Below are 20277 nucleotides of genomic sequence, written 5' to 3'. Positions count from 1 at the left end.
GCCACGGTTCGCCAGGGGGCCTACCCCGCGCCCGCGCGGCCTACGTGCGGGCGGGTGGCGGGACCGCCTTGACACCGCCCGGCGGGGCGGCTCACGGTGGGGCCATGCGCATCGGACTGATCGGTACGGGCCGGATCGGGAGCTTCCACGCGGGGGCGCTCGCCCGGCATCCGGAGGTCGGCTCGCTGGTGGTCACCGACGCCGAGGCGGCGCGGGCCCGGGCGGTGGCCGCGGCCGTGGACGCCGAGGCCGCGCCCGACGTGGCGGCGCTGCTCGGCGCCGGCGTGGACGCGGTGGTGATCGCCTCGGCGACGGCCGCGCACGCGGAGCTGATCGCCCGGGCGGCGCGGGCCGGGCTGCCGGTCTTCTGCGAGAAGCCGATCGCCCTGGACGTGCCGGGCACGCTGGCCGCGCTCGCGGCCGTCGCGGAGGCCGGCACCGAGCTCCAGCTCGGCTTCATGCGGCGCTTCGACGCGGGCTACCGGGCCGCCCGGGAGGCCGTCCGCGCGGGGCTCCTCGGGCGGCTGCACACGGTGCGGACGGTCAGCTCGGACCCGGAGCCGCCGCCCGCCGCGTATCTGCCGCTCTCCGGCGGCCTCTTCCGGGACTGCATGATCCACGACATCGACATGGTCCGCTGGGTGACCGGCCGGGAGGTCGTGGAGGCGTACGCGCGCGGCGCGGACGCGGGCCCCGCGATGTTCCGCGAGGCCGGTGACGTGGACACGGCCGCCGCGCTGCTGACCCTGGACGACGGCACGCTGGTGACGGCGACGGCGACCCGCTGCAACGGCGCCGGGTACGACGTGCGGATGGAGCTGGCGGGCGAGCTCGACCAGCTGGCGGTCGGCCTCGACGAGCGCACCCCGCTCACCTCGCTCGAACCCCACTCCCCCGCGCCCCCGCCCAAGCCGTGGCCCGGCTTCCTGGAGCGCTTCGCCCCGGCGTACGAGGCGGAGCTGGACGCCTTCGTGCGCCTGGTGCGCGGCGAGACCCCGAACCCGTGCGACGGGCACGAGGCGCTGGCCGCGCTGCGGGTCGCGGAGGCCTGCGAGCGGTCCCGGCGGGAGCGCCGCCCGGTGACCGTGGCGGGCTGAGGGGTCAGCCGACGGTGCGGACGGTGCCCTGGGCGAGGGCGCAGAGGGTTTCGCCGCCCTCCCCGTCGACGGCGAGGAGTTCGCAGCGGACGACGGCCTGGCGGCGGCCGGAGTGGAGGACCTCGGCGCGGGCGCGGAGGGTGACGCCGGTGGCGGGACGGACGTAGTCGATGGAGTAGCCGGCGGTGAGGACGGACGGGCCGAGCACGGTGCCGGCGGCGAAGGTGATCGCGTTGTCGGCGGCGTAGGAGAGGACTCCGCCGTGGACGTAGCCGTTCTGCTGGCGCAGGTCCTCGCGGATCGGCAGTTCCAGGGTGGCGCCGCCGTCGCCGAAGGCGCGGACCTCGGCGCCGACGAGGCGGCTGAACGGCTGGGCGCGGAGGACGTCACGCGCCAGGGACAGGGCGTCGGTGTCGGTCACGCGCGTCACCCTACTCGCCGGTACTTCCCGGCGGGTCGTGATCGAGGAGACCGGCGTCGTGGACCAGCAGGGCGATCTGGACCCGGTTGTTGAGCCCGAGCTTGGCGAGCAGCCGGGAGACGTACGTCTTCACCGTGGGGACGCTCATGTACAGCCGGTCGGCGATCTCCGCGTTGGAGGCGCCGCGTCCGACGGCGACGGCGACCTCCCGCTCGCGGTCGGCGAGCCCGGCGAGCCGCGCGGCGGCGGTGTCGCGCCGGGGCCGGGCCTCGGGCGCGCCGGCGACGTGGCTCATGAGCCGGCGGGTGACGGCCGGGGAGAGGACGGGGTCGCCGGCGGCGACCCGGAGGACGGCGTCGGCGATCTCGGCGGGCGCGGTGTCCTTGAGGACGAAGCCGGCGGCGCCGGCCCGCAGGGCGCGCAGCACGTGCTCGTCGGCGTGGAAGGTGGTCAGGACGATCACCTCGGGGGCGCCTGGGCGGGCACGGAGCCGTTCGGTGGCGGTGAGCCCGTCGACGCGTGGCATGCGGATGTCCATGAGGACGACGTCGGGGGCGAGCCGGGCGACGAGGTCGGGGACCTCGCCGCCGTCGGAGCCCTCGCCGACGATCTCGATGCCCCGGGCGCCGCCGAGCATCAGGGTGAGGCCCGCGCGGACCAGGGGGTCGTCGTCGACGAGGAGCAGCCGGATGGTCATGGGGGCCACGGTAGCCAGGCGGTGAGGGCGAAGCCGCCGCCGGGGGCGGGGCCGTGGTCGAGGCGGCCGCCGGCGAGCGCGGCCCGCTCGGAGAGGCCGATGAGGCCCTGCCCCGAGCCGGGGACGTCCGGGACGGTTCCGGCGGGGGCGGGGTTGCGGACCTCGACGGTGAGCCCGTCGCCGGGCCGGCCGCTCAGGGTGACGGTGACCTCGGTGCCGGGGGCGTGCTTGCGGGCGTTGGTGAGGCCTTCCTGGGCGATGCGGTAGACGGTGCGGCCGGTGGCGGCGGGCACGGCGTCGGGGTCGTGGACGGTGGAGTCGAGGACGACCCGCATCCCGGCCGCGCGGGACTCGTCGACGAGCTCTCCGAGGGTGGCGAGGGTGGGCTGCGGCCGGTCGCCGCCGCCGTCCTCGCCGGGGGCGCGCAGGACGCCGATGATCTCGCGCAGGTCCTGGAGGGCGTCGTGGGCGCTGTCACGGATGACGCCGGCGGCGCGGGCGATCTGCTCCGGCGGGGCGTCGGGGCGGAACTCCAGGGCGCCGGCGTGGACGCTGAGCAGGGTGAGCCGGTGGGCGAGGACGTCGTGCATCTCGCGGGCGATGGCCTCGCGGGCGAGCCGCTGGGCCTGCGCGGCCCGCAGCTCGGCCTCGGCCTCGGCGCGCTCGGCGCGCTCGCGCAGGGCCTCGACGAGCTGGCGGCGGGCCCGCACGAGCATGCCCCAGGCGACGACGAGGAGGGTGAGGGCGACGCCGAGGACGATCCCGAGGAGCCGGCCGGTCTCGGGGTCGGGCCGGACGAAGACGGTGACGACGGCCCCGGCGAGGGCGAGCGCGACGGTCCAGGCGAGGTCCCGGAAGGGGCGGCGGACGGCGACGCTGAAGAGGCTCGCGAGCATGGCTCCGGCGGCGGCCGGGACGAGCGCGCCGACGACCGCGAGGACGGCGGCGAGCGCCACCGGCCACCGGCGGCGCAGCCAGAGCGAGCAGCAGGCGAGGGCGCCGACGATCTGGTCCGTGAGGTTCACGGCGTCGCTGTCGTAGCGGGCGCCGGCGTCGATGGCGACGAGGCCGAAGAGGGCGGCGAGCAGGAAGACCAGGACGTCCACGACCCAGTCGCGGACGGTACGGCGGGGCCGGGCGCCCCCGGCCCCGCCCGGCTGGACCAGGTGGGAGGGGAGCAGCCAGCGCTGCCGGTCCGTTCGCGTCATGTCCGCAATGTACGCAGCCGGGGCCCGCCGCACCGGTCCGCGCCGCCCGGCCGCTACCGAAGTCGCGCGGATCGATACTTCGGTCGCACGGCGGTGGACCGGCGGCCGACGCGGCGGGCCGCCGGACGCGCCCATGATCGCCGTATGAAGCGATTTCTCGAGGTGGCCGGTTTCCTGCTCACGGTGTTCGGGGTCTGCGGGGTGGTGCGCGAGCTGACGGACGGCTGGTTCTCGTTCATGGGCGCGACCCGTTTCCTCACCGAGAACGTGTGGTTCCTGGAGGGCCGGGAGGTCTTCGCGAACCTGGTGGTCGCCGCCCTCGGCCTGGTCGTGATGATCGCCTCGGACCGGGTGGAGCGGAAGGGCTGAGCCGGCCGCGGGGCGGGGGCGGGCGCCGCGGCGCCGACGCCTAGGGGGCGGTCGTGTCGGCGCTGCGGCGCCCCCAGGCGGTGCCCGCGAGCACCAGCACCGCGCCGGCCAGGCCGAGGGCGCCGGGCCGGTCGCCGGCCAGGGCGATGCCGGCGAGCGCGGCCCACAGCGGCTCGGTGCCGAGCAGCAGGCTGACCCGGGACGCGGAGGTGCGGCGGACGGCCCACATCTGCACGAAGAAGGCGAAGAGCGTGCAGAAGACGGAGAGGAAGACGAGCCCGGCCCACTCGCGGGGCCCGAAGTCGAGCGCGGCGGCCCACGGGGTCGTCCCGCCCCCGAGGGCGGAGAGCACGGCGAAGACGAGCACGGCGGTGCCGAGCTGCACGGTGGTCAGGGAGAGCGGGTCCGCCGACTTCACGGCCTTCGTCCTGGCCATGGCGAGGACGTGCACGGTCCTGGCGAGGGCCGCCAGGAGGATCAGCAGGTCGCCGGTGGACGGCGCGGTGAACCCGGCGCCCTGGGTGAGCAGCACGACGCCGCCGACGGAGAGGGCGGCGGCGCCGAGGAAGCCCCGCGACGGCGCCGTCCGGGTGACGGCGGCCTCGGCGAGCGGGGTGAGGATCATGGTGAGGCTGATGATCAGTCCCGCGTTGGTGGCGGAGGTGTGGACGACGCCGTACGTCTCCAGGAGGAAGATCCCGGCGAGGATCAGCCCGAGCAGCCCGGCCCCTCGCCACTGCGCGCCGGTGAGCGCCCGCAGGCCCTTCCACCCGGCGGCGACGAGGACGGGCACGACGAGCGCGAAGCGCAGTACGAGGACGGCGACGACGGTGTGGCTCGTGGTGATGCCCTTGGCCGCGAGGTAGCTGCCGCCCCAGAAGACGGCGACGAGCAGCAGCGGCAGGTCGGTGAGCCAGGCGCGGCGGGTCCCGAAGGGGACGGTGACGGCGGGCGCCGGGGCGGACGGAGCGGCCATGTCGGACCGGGTCTCCCACTCTTCCGAAGGGGTGGAGACGTCGGCGGCTCGCACACGGGAGGCTCACCGTACCCGGCACCGCCCGTGGTGACTACATCTTTCTCCCTCCCCCTCCTCAGGCGTAACTGCCGTACGTGGGGCGGCCGGCGCGCTCGTACGTGTGGAGGGCGACGCCCTTGCCGGTGACGGTCGACTCGGTGAGCCGGAAGGCGGTCGGCCGGGCGCCTTCGGCGAAGAGCCGGAAGCCGGTGCCGAGGACCACGGGGAAGACGTGCAGGTGGAGGGTGTCGATGAGGTCGTGGGCGAGGAGGGTGCGGGCGAGGCCCCCGCTGCCGTGCATCTGGATCTCGCCGTCGAGGCGCTCCTTCAGCGCGGTCACCTCCTCGACGGCGTCGCCGCGCAGCAGGGTCGTGCCGTTCCAGTCGGCGGAGTCGAGGGTGGTGGAGACGACGTACTTGGGCAGCGCGTTGAGCCTGCTCGCGACGGGGTCGGCGGGGTCGTCGTGCTTCGGCCAGTACCCGGCGAAGATGTCGTAGGTGCGGCGGCCGAGGAGGAAGGCGGCGGGCCGGGTGAAGATCTCCTCGATGCGGCGGAGGAAGGTCTCGTCGCCGAAGGGCACGGACCAGCCGCCGTGCTCGAAGCCGCCGCTGCGGTCCTCGTCGGGGCCGCCGGGGGCCTGGTACACGCCGTCGAGGGTGAGGAACTGGGTCAGGCTGAGAGTGGCCATGGCGGTCGCCTTTCGGGAGTGCGGGGACGTCGTGCCCCATGCGTATCGACCGGGCGCGGATCCGAAACTCATCGGTCCGCGCCGCGCCGCCGAGGACGGCGTCCGATGGCCGCCGGTGCGGGCGTCCCGCCCCGGGTTTCCTTGAGTCCGCAACCGGTTGTGACGATCGAGGAGGCGACGGAACGATGTCCACGACGAGGATGGACGGGACGGCGGCACTGGTGACGGGCGGCAGCCGCGGGATCGGCGCGGCGACGGCGGTCCGGCTCGCCCGGGAGGGCGCGGACGTGGCCTTCACCTACGTACGGGACGAGGCGGCGGCGGAGGAGGTCGCGGCCCGCATCGAGGCGACCGGCCGCCGGGCGCTGCCGCTGCGCGCCGACGCGGCGGACCCGGGGGACGCGGCGGGGGCGGTGCACCGGGCGGCGGACGGCCTCGGCCGCCTGGACGTCCTCGTGAACAACGTCGGCGTCGGCGTCCTCGGCCCGCTGGCCGAGCTGACGCTCGCGGACGTCGACCGGGTGCTCGCGGTGAACGTCCGGGCGACCTTCCTCGCCTCCCAGGCGGCGGCGGAACGCCTCCCGGACGGCGGCCGCATCATCACGATCGGCACCTGCATGACCCAGCGGGTCGCCGGCCCCGGCGGCACGCTGTACACCCTGAGCAAGTCGGCCCTGGTGGGCCTGAACCGGGCCCTGGCCCGGGAACTGGGCGCCCGCGGCATCACCGCGAACCTCGTCCACCCGGGTCCGGTCGACACCGACCTCAACCCGGCGGACGGCCCGTACGCGGCCGGCCAGACGGCCCTGACGGCCGTGGGCCGCTTCGGCACCCCGGACGAGATCGCCGCCGCCGTCGCCTACCTGGCGGGCCCGGAGACCCGCTACGTCACGGGCGCCGAACTTTCGGTGGACGGCGGCCACGCGGCCTGACGCGGAACGACGCGCGACGGGCCCGACCCGACGGGCGGGACCGGCGCGTGAGCCGAAGGGGGCGCGCCGGGGGAACGGCCCCGAGCGCGCGCGGGCCCGGGAGGAACGAACGGGCCGGGCACGGTCGGGGCCGTGAGCCCGGCTTTCAGCGCCCGGAGGCGAACCGAGCCGCGAGAAAGGGGTTCGCGAGGGCGCACCGGTGCTGTCGGGTCGGTGCGCCCTCGCGGGCCGGGCGGGGTGTCGTGCCCGCCCAGTTCTTGCCGGGGGCCGGTCGGTGTCGGCCGGCTCGGCCCCCGGGGTCGTACGGGCCCGGTCAGCCGCCGAGTTCCTGGTGGCGGGCGGTGAGGCGGGTGGTGCCCGCCTCGGTGAGGGAGCCGTAGAGGCGGAGGCGGGAGATGCCGCCGTCCGGGTAGATGTCGATGCGCACGCGGGAGCCGACCGCCGGGGTGTCGAGGACGAAGCGGTGGTTGGTGTCGGGCTGGAGGCGGGTCCGGGGCAGGATCTCGGTCCAGTCCTCGGAGCCTTCGGCGGCGACGGAGAGCGCGGCCCAGCCGGCGCTGTTGCCCTTGAGGTACGCGGTGTCGATCTCGACGGCGCGGATCGCGGACTCGGCGACGAGGGAGTAGCGGATCCAGTCGTTGCCCTTGTCGCGGCGGCGGCGGGTCTCCCAGCCGTCGTCCATCTTGCGGGAGCGGCCGGGCTGGATGGTGTTGGTGGCCGGCGAGTAGAAGCGGTCGGAGGCGTCCTCGACCCGGCCGCCGTTCTCCAGGGCGGCGAGGTCGAAGGTGCCGAGGACGTTCAGCCACGCCGGGTCGGGGGCGACCTCGCCGTACACGCGGAGGCGGGCGATGCCGCCGTCGGGGTGCTGGTTGACGCGGAGGTGGGTGAAGCGCTGTTCGACGTCGACGGCGAAGCCGTTGGCGGCGTGGCCGCCGATGGCGGTGCGCGGGACGAGGGTGGTCCACTTCACGTCGTCGGCGAGGAGGTCCTCGGGCGAGGGCGAGCCGGGTACGGAGGTGGCCTCGACGGAGACGGCCTGCGGGTAGTTGCCGCGGAAGTGGGCGGTGTCGACGACGATGCCGCGGATGACGCCGGGGGCGCCGAGCCGGACGAGGGCCCAGTCGTGGTCCTCGGCGGTGGGGTGCGGTTCGGCGGCGGAGACGCCGCGCCGGCGGCGGGTCTCCCAGCCGTCCATGATCTTGCCCTTGTGGCCGAAGTGCTCGGGGTCGAACTCGGCGGCCTCGGGCTTGAGGAGGTTCTCGCGCTCGGCGAAGAACTCGTCGTTCGCGGCGATGACGCCGGCGCCGAGGCGGCGGTCGGCGAGGTCCGCGTACTGCGTGAAGGGGAACTCGGCCGTGCGGTAGTCGGCGTACGGGTCACCGCCGCCGTAGGGGCTGGCGTCGCCGGTGAAGGAGGGTATGCCGGTCACGGGTCAGTTGTTCCTTTCGAGGAGACGGCCGGAGGGCTCGGCCAGGGTGCCGCCGTCGTTGATCCTGCGGCCGTGGAGCCAGGTGGACTTGACGACGCCGTGGAGGGTCTTGCCGGCGTAGGCGGTGATGCGGTTGCGGTGCTGGAGCTCGGCCGGGTCGACGGTGAAGGTCGCGTCGGGGTCGAGGACGGCGAAGTCGGCGTCGCGCCCGGCCTCGATGGCGCCCTTGCGGTCGAGGCCGGCGAGGCGGGCGGGGCCCTCGGACATCCAGCGGACGACGTCGGTGAGGTCGAAGCCGCGGCGGCGGGCCTCGGTCCAGATGGCGGGCAGGCCGAGCTGGAGGGAGGAGATGCCGCCCCAGGCGGAGGAGAAGTCCGGCGTCTTGAGGTCGGCGGTGGACGGCGAGTGGTCGGAGACGATGCAGTCGATGACGCCGTCGGCGAGTCCCTGCCACAGCGCGTCCTGGTTGACGGCCTCGCGGATGGGCGGGCAGCACTTGAACTCGGTGGCCCCGTCCGGGATCTCCTCGGCGGTGAGGGTGAGGAAGTGGGGGCAGGACTCGACGCTGACCTTGACGCCCTCGGCCTTGGCGGCGGCGATGAGCGGCAGCGCGTCGGAGGAGGAGAGGTGGAGGACGTGGACGCGGGCGCCGAGGCGGCGGGCCTGGTCGATGAGGTTCGTGATCGCGGTGTTCTCGGCGTCGCGGGGCCGGGAGGCGAGGAAGTCGGCGTACTGGGACGAGGACTTCTGCGGGGCGGCGGCGAGGTGGTGGGGGTCCTCGGCGTGGACGATCATCAGCCCGTCGAAGCCGGCGATCTCGGCGAGGGAGCGGGCCAGCTGCTCCTGGTCGAGCTCGGGGAACTCCTCGACACCGGAGGGCGACAGGAAGCACTTGAAGCCGTAGACGCCGGCGTCGTGCAGGGGGCGGAGGTCCTTGACGTTGTCGGGCAGGGCGCCGCCCCAGAAGCCGACGTCGACGTGGGCCTTGGGGCGGGCGACGTCCTGCTTGACGCGCAGGTTCTCGACCGTGGTGGTCGGCGGCAGCGAGTTGAGCGGCATGTCGACGATGGTGGTGATGCCACCGGCGGCGGCCGCGCGGGTGGCGGTCCAGAAGCCTTCCCACTCGGTGCGGCCGGGGTCGTTCACATGGACGTGGGAGTCGACGAGGCCGGGGAGGACGACGTCGTCGCCGACGTCCTCCAGGACAGCTCCGGCGGGCACCTCGGCGTCGTACGGCAGGACCGCCGCGATCGTTCCGCCCGAGACGGCGATGGCCGCCGGCCGTGTGCCCTCCGGGGTGATCACCCGAGTCGAGCGCAGTACCAGGTTGACGTCCACCATGCCCCTTTCCGTTCCGCTTCCGGGAAGCAGGAATTCAACGAACTGTTGAAGGAGTGTGCGGCCGGGACGACATGTCGTCAAGAGTGGGCCCCCGTGGGTCGCGCCCGGCCGCACCCACTTAGATGTTTCCACAAAGTGGAATCAATATTTCGTACAGTAGAAGGTAGCTCCGCACAGGCGGGGTGGTCCAGACCCACGCCGAGCAGCCGCAGACAACGGACAAACACCCCGCTGACCGGCCGGTTCGCCGGGCCCCGCACACTGTGCCCGGCCCGGCGGCCCGGTAGGCTGCTGACTTGCCCGCCTGCCCCGAAAGGACCGTTGACGTGCCGACGTCCAGCGCCAGCACCACCGACGCCGCCAAGCCCGCCACGAGCGGGGGCGTCCAGTCCCTCGAGCGCGCCTTCGACCTTCTGGAACGGATGGCCGACGCGGGGGGCGAGGTCGGGCTCAGCGAGCTGTCCGCGAGCAGCGGGCTTCCGCTGCCGACCATCCACCGCCTGATGCGCACCCTGGTCGCCTGCGGCTACGTCCGCCAGCAGCCGAACCGGCGGTACGCGCTCGGCCCCCGGCTCATCCGCCTCGGCGAGTCCGCCTCCCGCCTCCTCGGCACCTGGGCCCGGCCCTACCTGGCGCGGCTCGTCGAGGAGACCGGCGAGACGGCGAACATGGCGCTCCTCGACGGCGACGAGATCGTGTACGTCGCGCAGGTGCCGTCCAAGCACTCCATGCGCATGTTCACCGAGGTCGGACGGCGGGTGCTGCCGCACTCCACCGGTGTCGGCAAGGCGCTCCTCGCGCACACGCCGGACGAGGAGGTGCGGGCGCTGCTCGCCCGCACCGGCATGCCGGCGGCGACCGAGAAGACCATCACCACGGCGGACGGCTTCCTCGCGGCGCTCGCGGACGTGCGGGAGACGGGGTACGCCGTCGACGACAACGAGCAGGAGATAGGGGTCCGCTGCCTCGCGGTCTCGGTCCCCGACTCGCCCACGGCGGCGGCGATCTCCATCTCGGGCCCGGCGGGCCGGGTCACCGAGGCGGCGACGGAGAGGATCGTGCCCATCCTCCAGCAGGTGGCCCGCGAACTCTCCACGGCCCTCGCCAACACCACGGGCAACGGCCAGGCGTAACGCCGCCGCCGTCCCGTCGTGGGCGATCGCCCACGACGGGACGCATGCCCGCACGGGGGCGCGTCAGGCCCGGCCGGCCACGGTCAGGCGGCCGTCCTGGACCGTCGTCACCGTGTCGGCGACGGACAGGTGGGCCCGGTCGTGGGTCACCAGGACCGTCGCCGTGCCCCGGTCGCGGGTCAGCGTGGCGAGCAGTGCCACGACCGCCGCCCCCCGCTCGTGGTCCAGCGCGCTCGTGGGTTCGTCGACCAGCAGCAGCGCCGGCTCGTTCATCAGGGCCCGTGCGATGTTGACGCGCTGGCGCTGCCCGCCGGAGAGCTGGTGGGGGCGGCGGGCGGCGCGGTCCGCGAGGCCGACCGCGTCGAGGAGTTCCATGGCCCGTTCGCGTACCGAGGCCGGCGGGCGTCCGGACAGGTGCGCCATGACCTGGAGCTGTTCGACCGCCGTCAGCGAGGGCAGCAGGTTCGGCTGCTGGAAGACGATCCCGATGGAGGTGCGGCGGAGCTCCGCCCGCGCGGCCGCGTCGAGTCCTGCCGTGTCCGTGCCCGCGACGACGACCCGGCCCCGGTCGGGGGCGACGAGGGTCGCGGCGACGGCGAGCAGGCTGGACTTGCCGGACCCGGAGGGGCCGACGACGGCCGTGAGGCGGCCGGCCGGGACGGTGAGGGAGACCTCGTCGAGGGCGGTGAGCCGCCCGTCGCCGTCCGGGTAGGTCAGGGTCACGGCATCGAGGGCGAGGCTCATCGGACGCTCCCGAGCGCGGTGAGGGGGTCGACGGCGGTGATCCGCCGGATGGACAGGGCGGAGCCGATCGCGCCGAGCACGATGATCACGCCGGCCGGGCCGAGGACGGTCAGCGGCGAGAGGACGAAGGGGACGTCGCCGCCGGAGACCAGCGCGCCGATGCCGAGGGCGAGGCCGGTGCCGAGCAGGGTGCCCGCCACCAGCATCAGCACCGCCTGGCCGAGCGCGTCGCGCAGCAGGTACGGGGTGGAGGCGCCGAGCGCCTTCAGGACGGCGACGTCACCGCTGCGCTGGATGGTCCACACCGTGAAGAAGGCCCCTATGACCAGCGCGGAGATCGCGAAGAGGAAGCCGCGCATGAGCTGGAGGGAGCCGTTCTCGGCCTGGTAGGACCCTATGGCGGTGAGCGCGCCGTCGACGGTCCGCGCCTCCGTGCCGGCCGCCGCGTCGCCGGCCGCCCAGTCGGCGCCGTCGCCGCGCAGCACGACGACCGTCGCCCGCTCCCCCGCCGTCGTGCCGCCCTGCCCGAGCTCCTGCCAGTCGTCGAGGGAGGTCCAGACGACGGGCGTGTGGCTGTACGAGGCGTCGCCCGCGACCGCCGAGACGCGGGCCTCCAGCGGACCGAGCCGGACCGTGTCCCCGGGGCGCGCGTCCAGTTCCTCCGCCGCCGACCCGGACAGGACGGCCTCGCCGGGCGCCACGGCGCCGGGCGCGAGCCCGTCGCCGGGCCGGGTGCCGAAGGCGGAGACGGCGGCGGTCCGCTCGCCCGCGACCGCGTTGAGGGTCCGGATGCCGAGCGGTGCCGCCGCGGTCACTCCGGGCCGCCGCGCCCAGCCGGTCCACTGCTCCTCCGTCACCGTCGAGTTGGTGAAGGAGACCGACTGCCCGGCGGGCGGGGCGGCGAAGGCGACACGGTCGGCGGGCAGGCCGGTGATCGCGGAGACGTTCTCCCGCGCGAGTCCGGCCGTCAGCCCGGAAAGGAGCCCCACGAGCAGGGTGATCAGCACGATCACCGCGCCCATGAGGGCGAACCGCCCCTTGGCGAATCTCAGGTCTCTCCATGCCACGAACATGGGACCCAGCCTGGTGCCCGCGCCCGGTCGCGGGCATCGCGCCACGGATGGCTCCCCCATCAAACTTTTGGTTGACCCGGTGGCCCCCGCCGCTGTCTACGCTGGTGGGGTCATGGATCCACGCAGTCTGACCCCCGTCCTCCGCGCCCTCCGGCTCTGTCTGCACCTGCTGGTGGCGGGGCTCCTCGTCCTGGCGGCGGTGCGCGACCGCTCGACCGCGGGCACGGTCCTGGCGGCCGTCACGGGCGCCGTGTACGCGGCCGGGGCCTGGCTCCCCTCCGTACGGCGCTCGCAGCGGGCGGCGGCCGGCTGGCTCGCGGTCCTCGCGCTGTCCTGGCTGGCGCTGCTGTGCGCGACGCCGGACGCGCTGTGGCTGGCGTTCCCGCTGTACTTCCTGCAGCTGCACCTGCTGCCGGCCCGCTGGGCGCTGCCGGCGGTGGCGCTGACGGCGGGCGCGGCGGTCCTCTCGTACGTGGGTCACGGCGCGGCCCTGAACCCCGGGGTCTTCATCGGGCCGTTGCTGGGCGCCGCGGTGGCGGTGGCGACGGTCCTCGGCTACCAGGCGCTGTACCGGGAGAGCGAGGGGCGGCGGCACCTGATCGAGGAGCTGATCACGACCCGGGCGGAGCTGGCGGCGGCGGAGCGGCACGCGGGGACGCTGGCCGAGCGGGAGCGGCTGGCCCGGGAGATCCACGACACGCTGGCGCAGGGGCTGTCGTCGATCCAGCTGCTGCTGCGGGCGGCGGAGCGGGCGCTGCCGGAGGGGTCCCCGGCGGCCGGACACATCGACCGGGCGCGGCGGGCGGCGCAGGAGAACCTCGCGGAGGCGCGCCGTTTCGTGCGGGCGCTGACGCCGCCGGATCTGGAGCGGGGTTCGCTGGCGGCGGCCCTGGAACGGCTGTGCGAGCCGGGCGCGGGACCGCGGGTGCGGTTCTCGGTGAGCGGGACGCCGGTGGAGCTGCCGACGCCGTACGAGGTGGCGCTGCTGCGGATCGCGCAGTCGGCGCTGGGGAACACGGTGCGGCACGCCTCGGCGTCCCGGGCGGAGATCACCTTGTCGTTCATGGACGCGTCGGTGACCCTGGACGTGGTCGACGACGGCCGGGGCTTCGACCCGGCCTCCGTGCGCCCGTCCTCGGACGGCGGTTTCGGGCTTCCGGCGATGCGCTCGCGGGCGGAGTCGCTGGGCGGCACGTTCACGGTCGAGTCGGGCCCCGGCCAGGGCACCGCCGTCGCCGTCTCCCTCCCCCTCCCCGCCGGAGCCGCCGCGTGACCGTCCGACTTCTCCTCGCCGACGACCACCCGGTGGTCCGGGCGGGGCTGCGCGCCGTGCTCGACACCGAGCCGGACTTCACGGTGGTCGGCGAGGCGGCGACGGCGGAGCGGGCGGTGGCGCTCGCGGCGGCCGGGGGCGTGGACGTGGTCCTGATGGACCTCCAGTTCGGCGCGGGCATGCACGGTTCGGAGGCGACGGCGGCGATCGCGGCCGTGCCGGGCGGGCCGCGGGTGCTGGTGCTGACGACGTACGACACGGACGCCGACATCCTGGCGGCGGTGGAGGCCGGGGCCTCGGGCTATCTGCTGAAGGACGCGCCGCCGGAGGAGCTGGCGGCGGCGGTGCGGACGGCGGCGGCCGGCCAGTCGGCGCTGGCCCCGGCGGTGGCGCACCGGCTGATGGACCGGATGCGGACGCCGGCGGAGGCGCTGACGAAGCGGGAGCTGGAGGTGCTCCAGCTGGTCGGCGAGGGGCTGTCGAACCAGCAGATCAGCAAGGTGCTGTTCCTCAGCCAGGCGACGGTGAAGTCCCATCTGGTGCACGTCTTCGCGAAGCTGGGCGTGGACTCGCGGACGGCGGCGGTGGCGGCGGCCCGCGAGCGGCGGCTGATCCGGCGGTAGCGCGTACGCCCGCCGGCTCGCGCGCGCCGGTCAGCGCGGGGACGGCGGGCCGGGCGGGCCGAACAGCTCGACGGCGTTGCGGACGCCGGTGAGCGCCTGGGAGAGGGCGCTGACGGAGCCGAGCGAGCCGGCCACGAGGAGCAGGCTGCGGCGCAGCCGCCACACCTCGGGGGTGCCGCCGGCGGCCATGGCGTCGAGCGCGGCGAGTTCGTCCTCGGCGATCTCGCGGTCGGCGAAGTCCACCCGGTGTCCGGCCAGTTCGCGCCGGAGCCGGGCCACGGCGGACCGCAGTCCGGCCACCCTCGGGTCCACTGCCTCGCCGGTCACTCGCCTCTGCCCCACGCTCCGCACCACGGTCTCCCCCCACGCCGAGACGTCCGTCCAGGTGCCCCGGGACGGCGGTCGGGCGCCCGGAGTGCGGACAGTTAACTCCCCGGCCGCCCGGCGGGGAAGAGGCGGTGCGGCGCATTCATGCGACCGTGTCATTCCGTGTCATGCGGTATGCAGTCCTCCATGACTCCCATGACTCCCACGACTCCCCTGACTCCTGAGACCCGGAGGACGCCCGTCGTCGCCGGGCTGCTGCTCGCGGCCGGAGGCGGCCGCCGGCTCGGCGGGCGGCCGAAGGCGCTGCTGCCGTACCGGGGCCGGCCGCTGGTCGAGAACGCGGTGCGGGTGCTGCGCGAGGGCGGCTGCCCGGTGGTGCACGTGGTGCTCGGCGCCTCGGCGGAGCTCGTCCGGGAGCGGGCCGGACTGGCGGGGTGCGTGGTGGTGGAGAACCCGGAGTGGGCCGACGGGATGGGTTCCTCGCTGCGGGTGGGACTCGCCTCGCTGGCGGCGGATCCGCGCGGGGTGGACGCGGCGCTGGTGTCGCTGGTGGACCAGCCGGGGATCGGCGCGGCGGCGGTGGCGAGGGTGCGGGGGGCGTACCGGGGGCGGGACGCGCTGGCGGCGGCCTCGTACGACGGGAAGCGGGGGCATCCGGTGCTGTTCGGGGCGGACCGGTGGGCCGGGATCGCGGCGGGCGCGGAGGGCGACCGGGGCGCGCGGGCGTACCTGGCGGCGCACCGGGAGGCGGTGGCGCTGGTGGAGTGCGGGGACGTGGCGGAGCCCTTCGACATCGACACGGAGGCGGATCTGTACCGGCTCGACGGGTGAAGGGGACCCGGGGCGGGCACCTGGAGTGAGGGGGCTGGCACCCGGAGCCATGATCTGTCGACCCGAAGAATCTCGACATCAACAAACGATTGAACTTCCACCATGAGGAAACTAATATCCACTGCATAGAAGCGCCTCACCCCTTGCGAGGGCGCTCGCGGCCGTATCTCGGCATCGCGGCACTCCGTGCCGTCCGTGACGCCCGGCGGCCGCCAGGCACCGCCCGTAGTCCGCTGAAGGAAGTGACAGTTCATGTCCGCACCAGCGCCGTCCCCCCTGGTCGTCGTCGACGCCGAGCCCCTGCCGCGCCAGGAGGAGGTGCTGACGGAGGCGGCCCTCGCCTTCGTCGCCGAGCTCCACCGCCGCTTCACCCCGCGCCGGGACGAGCTGCTCGCCCGCCGCGCCGAGCGCCGCGCCGAGATCGCCCGCACCTCCACCCTCGACTTCCTGCCGGAGACCGCGGCGATCCGCGCCGACGACTCCTGGAAGGTCGCGCCGGCCCCGGCGGCCCTGAACGACCGCCGCGTCGAGATCACCGGTCCGACCGACCGCAAGATGACGATCAACGCGCTCAACTCCGGCGCGAAGGTGTGGCTCGCGGACTTCGAGGACGCCTCGGCCCCCACCTGGGAGAACGTGGTCCTCGGCCAGGTCAACCTGATCGACGCCTACACCCGGAACATCGACTTCACCGACGCCCGCACCGGCAAGTCGTACGCCCTGCGGCCCGCCGAGGAGCTCGCCACCGTCGTCATGCGGCCGCGCGGCTGGCACCTGGAGGAGCGTCACCTCGCCTTCGAGGGACGCCCGGTGCCCGGCGCGCTCGTCGACTTCGGCCTGTACTTCTTCCACAACGCGCGGCGCCTGATCGACCTCGGCAAGGGCCCGTACTTCTACCTGCCGAAGACCGAGTCGCACCTGGAGGCCCGCCTCTGGAACGACATCTTCGTCTTCGCCCAGGACTACGTCGGCATCCCGCAGGGCACCGTCCGCGCCACCGTCCTCATCGAGACGATCACGGCCGCTTACGAGATGGAGGAGATCCTCTACGAGCTCCGCGACCACGCCGCCGGCCTCAACGCGGGCCGCTGGGACTACCTCTTCTCCATCGTCAAGAACTTCCGTGACGGCGGGCGGAAGTTCGTCCTCCCGGACCGCAACGCGGTCACGATGACGGCCCCGTTCATGCGCGCGTACACCGAACTCCTCGTCCGCACCTGCCACAAGCGCGGCGCGCACGCGATCGGCGGCATGGCGGCCTTCATCCCGTCCCGCAAGGACGCCGAGGTCAACAAGGTCGCCTTCGAGAAGGTCAAGGCCGACAAGGACCGCGAGGCCGGCGACGGCTTCGACGGCTCCTGGGTCGCCCACCCCGACCTGGTCCCGATCGCCATGGCCTCCTTCGACGCCGTCCTGGGCGACAGGCCGAACCAGAAGGACCGCCTCCGCGAGGACGTCTCCGTGGCGCCCGGCGACCTCATCGCCATCGACTCGCTCGACGCCAGGCCCACCTACGAGGGCCTGCGCAACGCGATCCAGGTCGGCATCCGCTACATCGAGGCGTGGCTGCGCGGTCTCGGCGCCGTCGCCATCTTCAACCTGATGGAGGACGCGGCCACCGCCGAGATCTCCCGCTCGCAGATCTGGCAGTGGATCAACGCCGGGGTCGAGTTCGAGCACGCCGGGGAAACGGTGAAGGCCACCCCGGAACTGGCCCGAGAGGTCGCCGCCGAGGAACTCGCCGCCCTCCGCGCCGACATCGGCGACGAGGCCTTCGCGGCCGGCAAGTGGCAGCAGGCCCACGACCTCCTCCTCCACGTCTCCCTCGACGCGGACTACGCGGACTTCCTCACCCTCCCCGCGTACGAGCAGCTCGTCGGCTGATCTCCGACGCACCCCCGTACAGGGCCCGGCCCCCCGGTGAACGCACAGCTCCGGGGCCCGGGCCCTGTCGTGTCACAGGGGAAGTGACGCAACCGAGACATGCGGCTACCTAGCGGTAACAAGTCGGCGCGTGCGAGATTCCGCCATGCCACCGGCCGGCGGCTGTCCCCCACGTCACCGCGTACCGCAGGAGCACACAGCCATGCCCTCGCCCCCCCACCGCGCGCTGCGCGCACTCCTGGCACTGTGTACCGCCGCCGGACTGGCCACCGCCGCCGCCCCCGCCGCCCAGGCGTCCCCCGGCAGCGGCCCCACCGCCGTCGTCGCCATGGGCGACAGCTACATCTCCGGCGAGGCCGGCCGCTGGCTCGGCAACAGCCTCACGAACACCGGCGGCCGCGACGGCACCGACCGCGCCTGGACGGGCAGCGGCCACGACCCCTCCCGGGTGTACGGCTCCACCGCCGGCGGCTGCCACCGCTCGGACGTCTCCGAGGTCAGGAGCGCCGGACCGGTCGCGAGCTCCCTGATCAACCTGGCCTGCTCCGGGGCGACCACCGAGAACGTCTTCCGCGCCGCCCAGGGCGGCCGGGCGTACAAGGGAGAGGCCCCCCAGGCCGACCGGCTGGCCGCCGTCGCCGCCTCCCACGACGTGGAGCTCATCGCCCTGTCGATCGGCGGCAACGACCTCGGCTTCGCCGACATCATCACCACCTGCGCCACCGACTACATCGTCTGGTACTCCTACTGCCACGACGACCAGCAGGCCGAGGTCGACGCCCGGATCGACGCCGTGATGGCCTCGGTCGGCAAGGCCGTCGACGAGGTCCGCGCGGTCATGACCGGCGCGGGCTACACGGCCTCCGACTACCGGATCGTGCTCCAGTCCTACCCCTCGCCGCTCCCCCGCGCCGCCGAGAACCGCTACTCCGAGAGCGGCTGGTCGCGCACGAACACCGGCGGCTGCCCGTTCTGGAACAAGGACTCCGACTGGGCGCGGGACTCCCTCGTCCCGCAGCTCTCCGGGCGGCTGCGGCAGGTCGCCGTGGCGAAGGGCGCGCAGTTCCTCGACCTGCAAGGCGCCCTCCAGGGGCGCGAGGTGTGCGCGAAGGCCAGCCGTCAGGTGACGGCGTCCCTGCCGCCGTCGGGGGCGTCCAGCGAGTGGGCGCGGTGGATCGACAGCCAGTCCACCCAGGGGCTCGTCCAGGAGTCCATGCACCCCAACGCGTACGGCCAGCAGGCCCTCGGGCGCTGCCTGGCGCTGATCCACGCCGTCCCGTCGGGCCACCGCGCCTGCCGGAACACGGCGGGCGCGGGCCCCTCGGGGATGTACCTCACGACGGGCTGACGCACCTCACGGCAGCCTGATGCCCAGCGGGCCGAGGACGCGTTCCGTGCCGTGCCGGTCGGCCTCGGCCATCATCCGGACGAGGGCGGCCGAGCCGCCCGGCCACTCGGCGGCCGCCGCGTCGAAGGCGGCCCGCCGGGACTCCAGCGGTCCCTTCTTCCCGGGCAGCCGGTCCAGCAGGTGCAGGGCGCGGGCGGAGGCCGGCACCTGCACCGGGTCGGCCTCCTCGCCGCGGGCGCGCAGCGCGTCCAGCGCGTGGGCGCCGACCACCGGGTCCCGGAGCGCGCCGCGCAGCGCGCCGGGCGGAGCGGTGGCGGTGTCGAGGAGCCCGAACAGGGCGCGCACGTCGGCCCCTTCGGCGGCGTGGGCGTGGACGGAGCCCAGCGCGGCCAGCAGCTCCGTCCAGGCGTCGGCGGTGTCCCCGCGGGCGTGCAGCCACGCGGCGAGCACGCGCGCGGCGGGCGCGTGCGGCCACCGCGCGGCGGCGGCCACCAGCTCCGCGGCCGGCCAGGCGACCGCCTCGGCCGTCGTGGGCGCGGCGACCCGGCGGGCCCGGAGGAGGTAGCGGACGGTGGCGGCGCCGCGCGGGGTGAGTCCGAAGGCGTCGCCGGAGCGCAGCACGAGGCCGGTGGCGGCCAGCCGGTCGGCGACGGCGGCGAGTTCGCGGGCGGGGCGCTCCAGGCGGGCCCGGTCGTCCTCGCCGAGTCCGGTGGAACCGAGCAGCCGGACCAGCTCGGGCACGGGCGGGGTGACGTAGGCGCCGGTGGCGCCCTCCGGGACGGTGACGGGGACGTCCTCCAGGGCCGGGTCGACGGTCCAGTCCTCGTACTCGGCGGCGCGCCGGGCGACCGAGTCGGCGGCGCAGCCGCGCTGGTAGAGCGCGTACAGCAGGTGCGGGGCCTCGCCGCCGTAGGGCTCGTGCTCCTCCTCGGCCAGCTCCTCGACGGCGCCGAGCAGGGCGTCGGCGTCCCGCTCGACGTCGTCCGCCGCCGCGGGCCCGGCGACCGGCTCGGCGGCGACGGGCGGCGGGACGGGGATCGAGGGGTCGCCGTAGTAGTCCATGTGCTCGTCGAGGAGGGCGTCGGCGAGGACGAGGTGCGGGAAGTCGTCGGGGCCGGGCGCGAAGCGGGCGTAGGCGCCGGCGAGCTGGTCGGCGAGGCCGGCCGCGGTCCAGCGGTCGAGGAGCGCGGCGGCGACCCGGCCGACGCCCTCGGCCACGGCGTGGTCCGTGAGGAGCGGCCCGGCGGCGGACGGCTCCTCGGCGTCCCGGACGTAGGCGCGGGCGACGGCCTCGGCGAGCACGGTGTCCGCGAGCGCGGTACGGCCCATGAGGTCGGCGCGGAGGACCCCGTCGGGCAGCGGCGCGCCGTCGAGGGCGCCGATCCGCCGCCGTACGTCCTCGGCGTCCGCGAGGTCGGTGCCGACGGTCCGCAGCAGCGAGGCGTACCACCGGTACCAGGTGAGGTTCCCGGGGTCGGCCATGGCGCGCTCGAAGTCCCCGGCGCTCTCCTCGACGACGGCCGCGATCCGCTCGCGCAGCCCGTCGTCGAACCGCCCGGCGAGCTCGCCGACGACCGCCCGGTAGCCGGCCAGCTCGCCGGGGGCGACGTGGACGAAGGCGGGCAGGTCCTCGACGAGGAGGCGCCGCACCAGCTCCGGCGTGGGCTCGGGCAGCCCGCCGGCCCGGTCGGCGCCGCGCAGCGAGAGGAGGCCGAGGACGACCTCGGCGGCCCGGCGGAACGCGGGGTCACGGTGCTCCGGCCTGCCGTCGAGCAGCTCCAGGAACCTGTCCAGCCCGGTATTGGTGAGAACGGTCTCGGCCACGGTTCCAGGGTAGTTCGGGG

The 20277-nt window shown here is 75.0% G+C and carries 20 protein-coding genes; 9 read left to right on the top strand and 11 right to left on the bottom strand.

All coding sequences use genetic code 11. The features are described from left to right. The first annotated feature begins 104 nt into the window (after nt 1–104). Nucleotides 105–1097: a Gfo/Idh/MocA family protein gene (locus IE245_RS07435; protein ID WP_189945943.1), complete on the top strand. Its 993-nt coding sequence runs from the start codon at nt 105–107 to the stop codon at nt 1095–1097. Nucleotides 1098–1101: 4 nt separating this feature from the next. Here the strand turns inward: IE245_RS07435 and IE245_RS07430 are convergent, their stop codons facing one another. Genes IE245_RS07430 through IE245_RS07420 form a run of 3 tightly spaced genes read right to left on the bottom strand, consistent with a single transcriptional unit; the run spans nt 1102 to nt 3423 of the window. Continuing rightward, the gene (locus IE245_RS07430; RefSeq protein WP_189945942.1) at nt 1102–1518 is read right to left on the bottom strand and encodes a PaaI family thioesterase; all 417 of its coding nucleotides are present in this window, start codon (nt 1516–1518) and stop codon (nt 1102–1104) included. 10 nt (nt 1519–1528) lie between these two features. Next, entirely contained in the window at nt 1529–2215 is a 687-nt protein-coding gene (locus tag IE245_RS07425; RefSeq protein WP_189945941.1) for a response regulator transcription factor, read from the bottom strand. Continuing rightward, nucleotides 2212–3423: a sensor histidine kinase gene (locus tag IE245_RS07420; RefSeq protein WP_189945940.1), complete on the bottom strand. Its 1212-nt coding sequence runs from the start codon at nt 3421–3423 to the stop codon at nt 2212–2214. The genes IE245_RS07425 and IE245_RS07420 overlap by 4 nt, the downstream gene beginning before the upstream one ends. A 144-nt stretch (nt 3424–3567) precedes the next feature. Between IE245_RS07420 and IE245_RS07415 the strand changes: the two genes are divergently transcribed. Beyond that, entirely contained in the window at nt 3568–3792 is a 225-nt protein-coding gene (locus IE245_RS07415) for a hypothetical protein (RefSeq protein WP_189945939.1), read from the top strand. 40 nt (nt 3793–3832) lie between these two features. Here the strand turns inward: IE245_RS07415 and IE245_RS07410 are convergent, their stop codons facing one another. Both IE245_RS07410 and IE245_RS07405 read right to left on the bottom strand, forming a co-directional pair. Beyond that, on the bottom strand, nt 3833–4768 hold the full coding sequence (locus IE245_RS07410; protein ID WP_189945938.1) for a DMT family transporter: 936 nt from the start codon (nt 4766–4768) through the stop codon (nt 3833–3835). 115 nt (nt 4769–4883) lie between these two features. Further along, entirely contained in the window at nt 4884–5495 is a 612-nt protein-coding gene (locus IE245_RS07405; protein WP_189945937.1) for a dihydrofolate reductase family protein, read from the bottom strand. Nucleotides 5496–5680: 185 nt separating this feature from the next. Between IE245_RS07405 and IE245_RS07400 the strand changes: the two genes are divergently transcribed. Further along, the gene (locus tag IE245_RS07400) at nt 5681–6427 is read left to right on the top strand and encodes an SDR family oxidoreductase (protein ID WP_189945936.1); all 747 of its coding nucleotides are present in this window, start codon (nt 5681–5683) and stop codon (nt 6425–6427) included. 313 nt (nt 6428–6740) lie between these two features. On the opposite strand, the gene alc is transcribed toward IE245_RS07400, so the two are convergent. Next, nucleotides 6741–7856 carry an allantoicase gene (gene alc, locus IE245_RS07395; RefSeq protein ID WP_189945935.1) on the bottom strand — a complete coding sequence of 372 codons (1116 nt, stop codon included), beginning with the start codon at nt 7854–7856 and terminating at the stop codon, nt 6741–6743. 3 nt (nt 7857–7859) lie between these two features. Beyond that, nucleotides 7860–9197 (bottom strand): allantoinase AllB, encoded by a 1338-nt coding sequence (gene allB, locus IE245_RS07390; RefSeq protein WP_189945934.1) that lies wholly within the window; start codon nt 9195–9197, stop codon nt 7860–7862. Between the two features lie 326 nt (nt 9198–9523). Between allB and IE245_RS07385 the strand changes: the two genes are divergently transcribed. After that, nucleotides 9524–10330, top strand: coding sequence for an IclR family transcriptional regulator (locus IE245_RS07385; protein WP_189945933.1), 807 nt, complete (start codon nt 9524–9526; stop codon nt 10328–10330). A 63-nt stretch (nt 10331–10393) separates the two neighbouring features. Here IE245_RS07385 and IE245_RS07380 read toward each other — a convergent pair whose 3' ends face one another. Together IE245_RS07380 and IE245_RS07375 are read right to left on the bottom strand one after the other, a co-directional pair. Continuing rightward, nucleotides 10394–11074, bottom strand: a complete 681-nt coding sequence (locus IE245_RS07380; protein WP_189945932.1) for an ABC transporter ATP-binding protein — start codon at nt 11072–11074, stop codon at nt 10394–10396. Continuing rightward, the gene (locus IE245_RS07375; RefSeq protein ID WP_189945931.1) at nt 11071–12147 is read right to left on the bottom strand and encodes an ABC transporter permease; all 1077 of its coding nucleotides are present in this window, start codon (nt 12145–12147) and stop codon (nt 11071–11073) included. Before IE245_RS07375 ends, IE245_RS07380 begins: the two co-directional genes overlap by 4 nt. 112 nt (nt 12148–12259) lie before the next feature. Between IE245_RS07375 and IE245_RS07370 the strand changes: the two genes are divergently transcribed. Both IE245_RS07370 and IE245_RS07365 read left to right on the top strand, forming a co-directional pair. Then, a complete protein-coding gene (locus tag IE245_RS07370; RefSeq protein ID WP_189945930.1) occupies nt 12260–13420 on the top strand; it encodes a sensor histidine kinase in 1161 nt (386 codons plus the stop codon). Next, entirely contained in the window at nt 13417–14043 is a 627-nt protein-coding gene (locus tag IE245_RS07365; RefSeq protein ID WP_189945929.1) for a response regulator, read from the top strand. The genes IE245_RS07370 and IE245_RS07365 overlap by 4 nt, the downstream gene beginning before the upstream one ends. 30 nt (nt 14044–14073) lie before the next feature. Here IE245_RS07365 and IE245_RS07360 read toward each other — a convergent pair whose 3' ends face one another. After that, on the bottom strand, nt 14074–14385 hold the full coding sequence (locus IE245_RS07360) for a DUF5955 family protein (RefSeq protein ID WP_229851128.1): 312 nt from the start codon (nt 14383–14385) through the stop codon (nt 14074–14076). A 180-nt stretch (nt 14386–14565) separates the two neighbouring features. On the opposite strand from IE245_RS07360, the gene IE245_RS07355 reads away from it, so the two are divergent. The 3 genes from IE245_RS07355 to IE245_RS07345 all read left to right on the top strand — a co-directional run bounded on the left by IE245_RS07355 (nt 14566) and on the right by IE245_RS07345 (nt 18433). Then, nucleotides 14566–15201, top strand: coding sequence for a nucleotidyltransferase family protein (locus IE245_RS07355; RefSeq protein WP_229851127.1), 636 nt, complete (start codon nt 14566–14568; stop codon nt 15199–15201). A 252-nt stretch (nt 15202–15453) separates the two neighbouring features. After that, the gene (aceB, locus tag IE245_RS07350; RefSeq protein WP_189945926.1) at nt 15454–17085 is read left to right on the top strand and encodes a malate synthase A; all 1632 of its coding nucleotides are present in this window, start codon (nt 15454–15456) and stop codon (nt 17083–17085) included. Nucleotides 17086–17287: 202 nt separating this feature from the next. Continuing rightward, nucleotides 17288–18433: a GDSL-type esterase/lipase family protein gene (locus tag IE245_RS07345; RefSeq protein ID WP_189945925.1), complete on the top strand. Its 1146-nt coding sequence runs from the start codon at nt 17288–17290 to the stop codon at nt 18431–18433. Between the two features lie 6 nt (nt 18434–18439). Here IE245_RS07345 and IE245_RS07340 read toward each other — a convergent pair whose 3' ends face one another. Then, nucleotides 18440–20257 (bottom strand): hypothetical protein, encoded by a 1818-nt coding sequence (locus tag IE245_RS07340; RefSeq protein ID WP_189945924.1) that lies wholly within the window; start codon nt 20255–20257, stop codon nt 18440–18442. Nucleotides 20258–20277: the final 20 nt, after the last annotated feature.

The organism is Streptomyces roseolus, assembly GCF_014649855.1.
GTDB classification, from domain to species: domain Bacteria; phylum Actinomycetota; class Actinomycetes; order Streptomycetales; family Streptomycetaceae; genus Streptomyces; species Streptomyces roseolus.
The sequence above is the reverse complement of the archived record's forward strand: the minus strand, read 5'-3'. Positions and strand labels throughout refer to the sequence as shown.

What these genes read in the sequence shown, in the direction of transcription:
- IE245_RS07410 (WP_189945938.1), bottom strand. Translation starts at nt 4,768, where the DNA reads ATGGCCGCTCCGTCCGCCCCGGCGCCCGCCGTCACCGTCCCCTTCGGG.
- IE245_RS07355 (WP_229851127.1), top strand. Translation starts at nt 14,566, where the DNA reads ATGACTCCCACGACTCCCCTGACTCCTGAGACCCGGAGGACGCCCGTC.
- aceB (WP_189945926.1), top strand. Translation starts at nt 15,454, where the DNA reads ATGTCCGCACCAGCGCCGTCCCCCCTGGTCGTCGTCGACGCCGAGCCC.
- IE245_RS07400 (WP_189945936.1), top strand. Translation starts at nt 5,681, where the DNA reads ATGTCCACGACGAGGATGGACGGGACGGCGGCACTGGTGACGGGCGGC.
- allB (WP_189945934.1), bottom strand. Translation starts at nt 9,197, where the DNA reads ATGGTGGACGTCAACCTGGTACTGCGCTCGACTCGGGTGATCACCCCG.
- IE245_RS07415 (WP_189945939.1), top strand. Translation starts at nt 3,568, where the DNA reads ATGAAGCGATTTCTCGAGGTGGCCGGTTTCCTGCTCACGGTGTTCGGG.
- IE245_RS07370 (WP_189945930.1), top strand. Translation starts at nt 12,260, where the DNA reads ATGGATCCACGCAGTCTGACCCCCGTCCTCCGCGCCCTCCGGCTCTGT.
- IE245_RS07420 (WP_189945940.1), bottom strand. Translation starts at nt 3,423, where the DNA reads ATGACGCGAACGGACCGGCAGCGCTGGCTGCTCCCCTCCCACCTGGTC.
- IE245_RS07380 (WP_189945932.1), bottom strand. Translation starts at nt 11,074, where the DNA reads ATGAGCCTCGCCCTCGATGCCGTGACCCTGACCTACCCGGACGGCGAC.
- IE245_RS07345 (WP_189945925.1), top strand. Translation starts at nt 17,288, where the DNA reads ATGCCCTCGCCCCCCCACCGCGCGCTGCGCGCACTCCTGGCACTGTGT.
- IE245_RS07405 (WP_189945937.1), bottom strand. Translation starts at nt 5,495, where the DNA reads ATGGCCACTCTCAGCCTGACCCAGTTCCTCACCCTCGACGGCGTGTAC.
- IE245_RS07375 (WP_189945931.1), bottom strand. Translation starts at nt 12,147, where the DNA reads ATGTTCGTGGCATGGAGAGACCTGAGATTCGCCAAGGGGCGGTTCGCC.
- IE245_RS07425 (WP_189945941.1), bottom strand. Translation starts at nt 2,215, where the DNA reads ATGACCATCCGGCTGCTCCTCGTCGACGACGACCCCCTGGTCCGCGCG.
- IE245_RS07435 (WP_189945943.1), top strand. Translation starts at nt 105, where the DNA reads ATGCGCATCGGACTGATCGGTACGGGCCGGATCGGGAGCTTCCACGCG.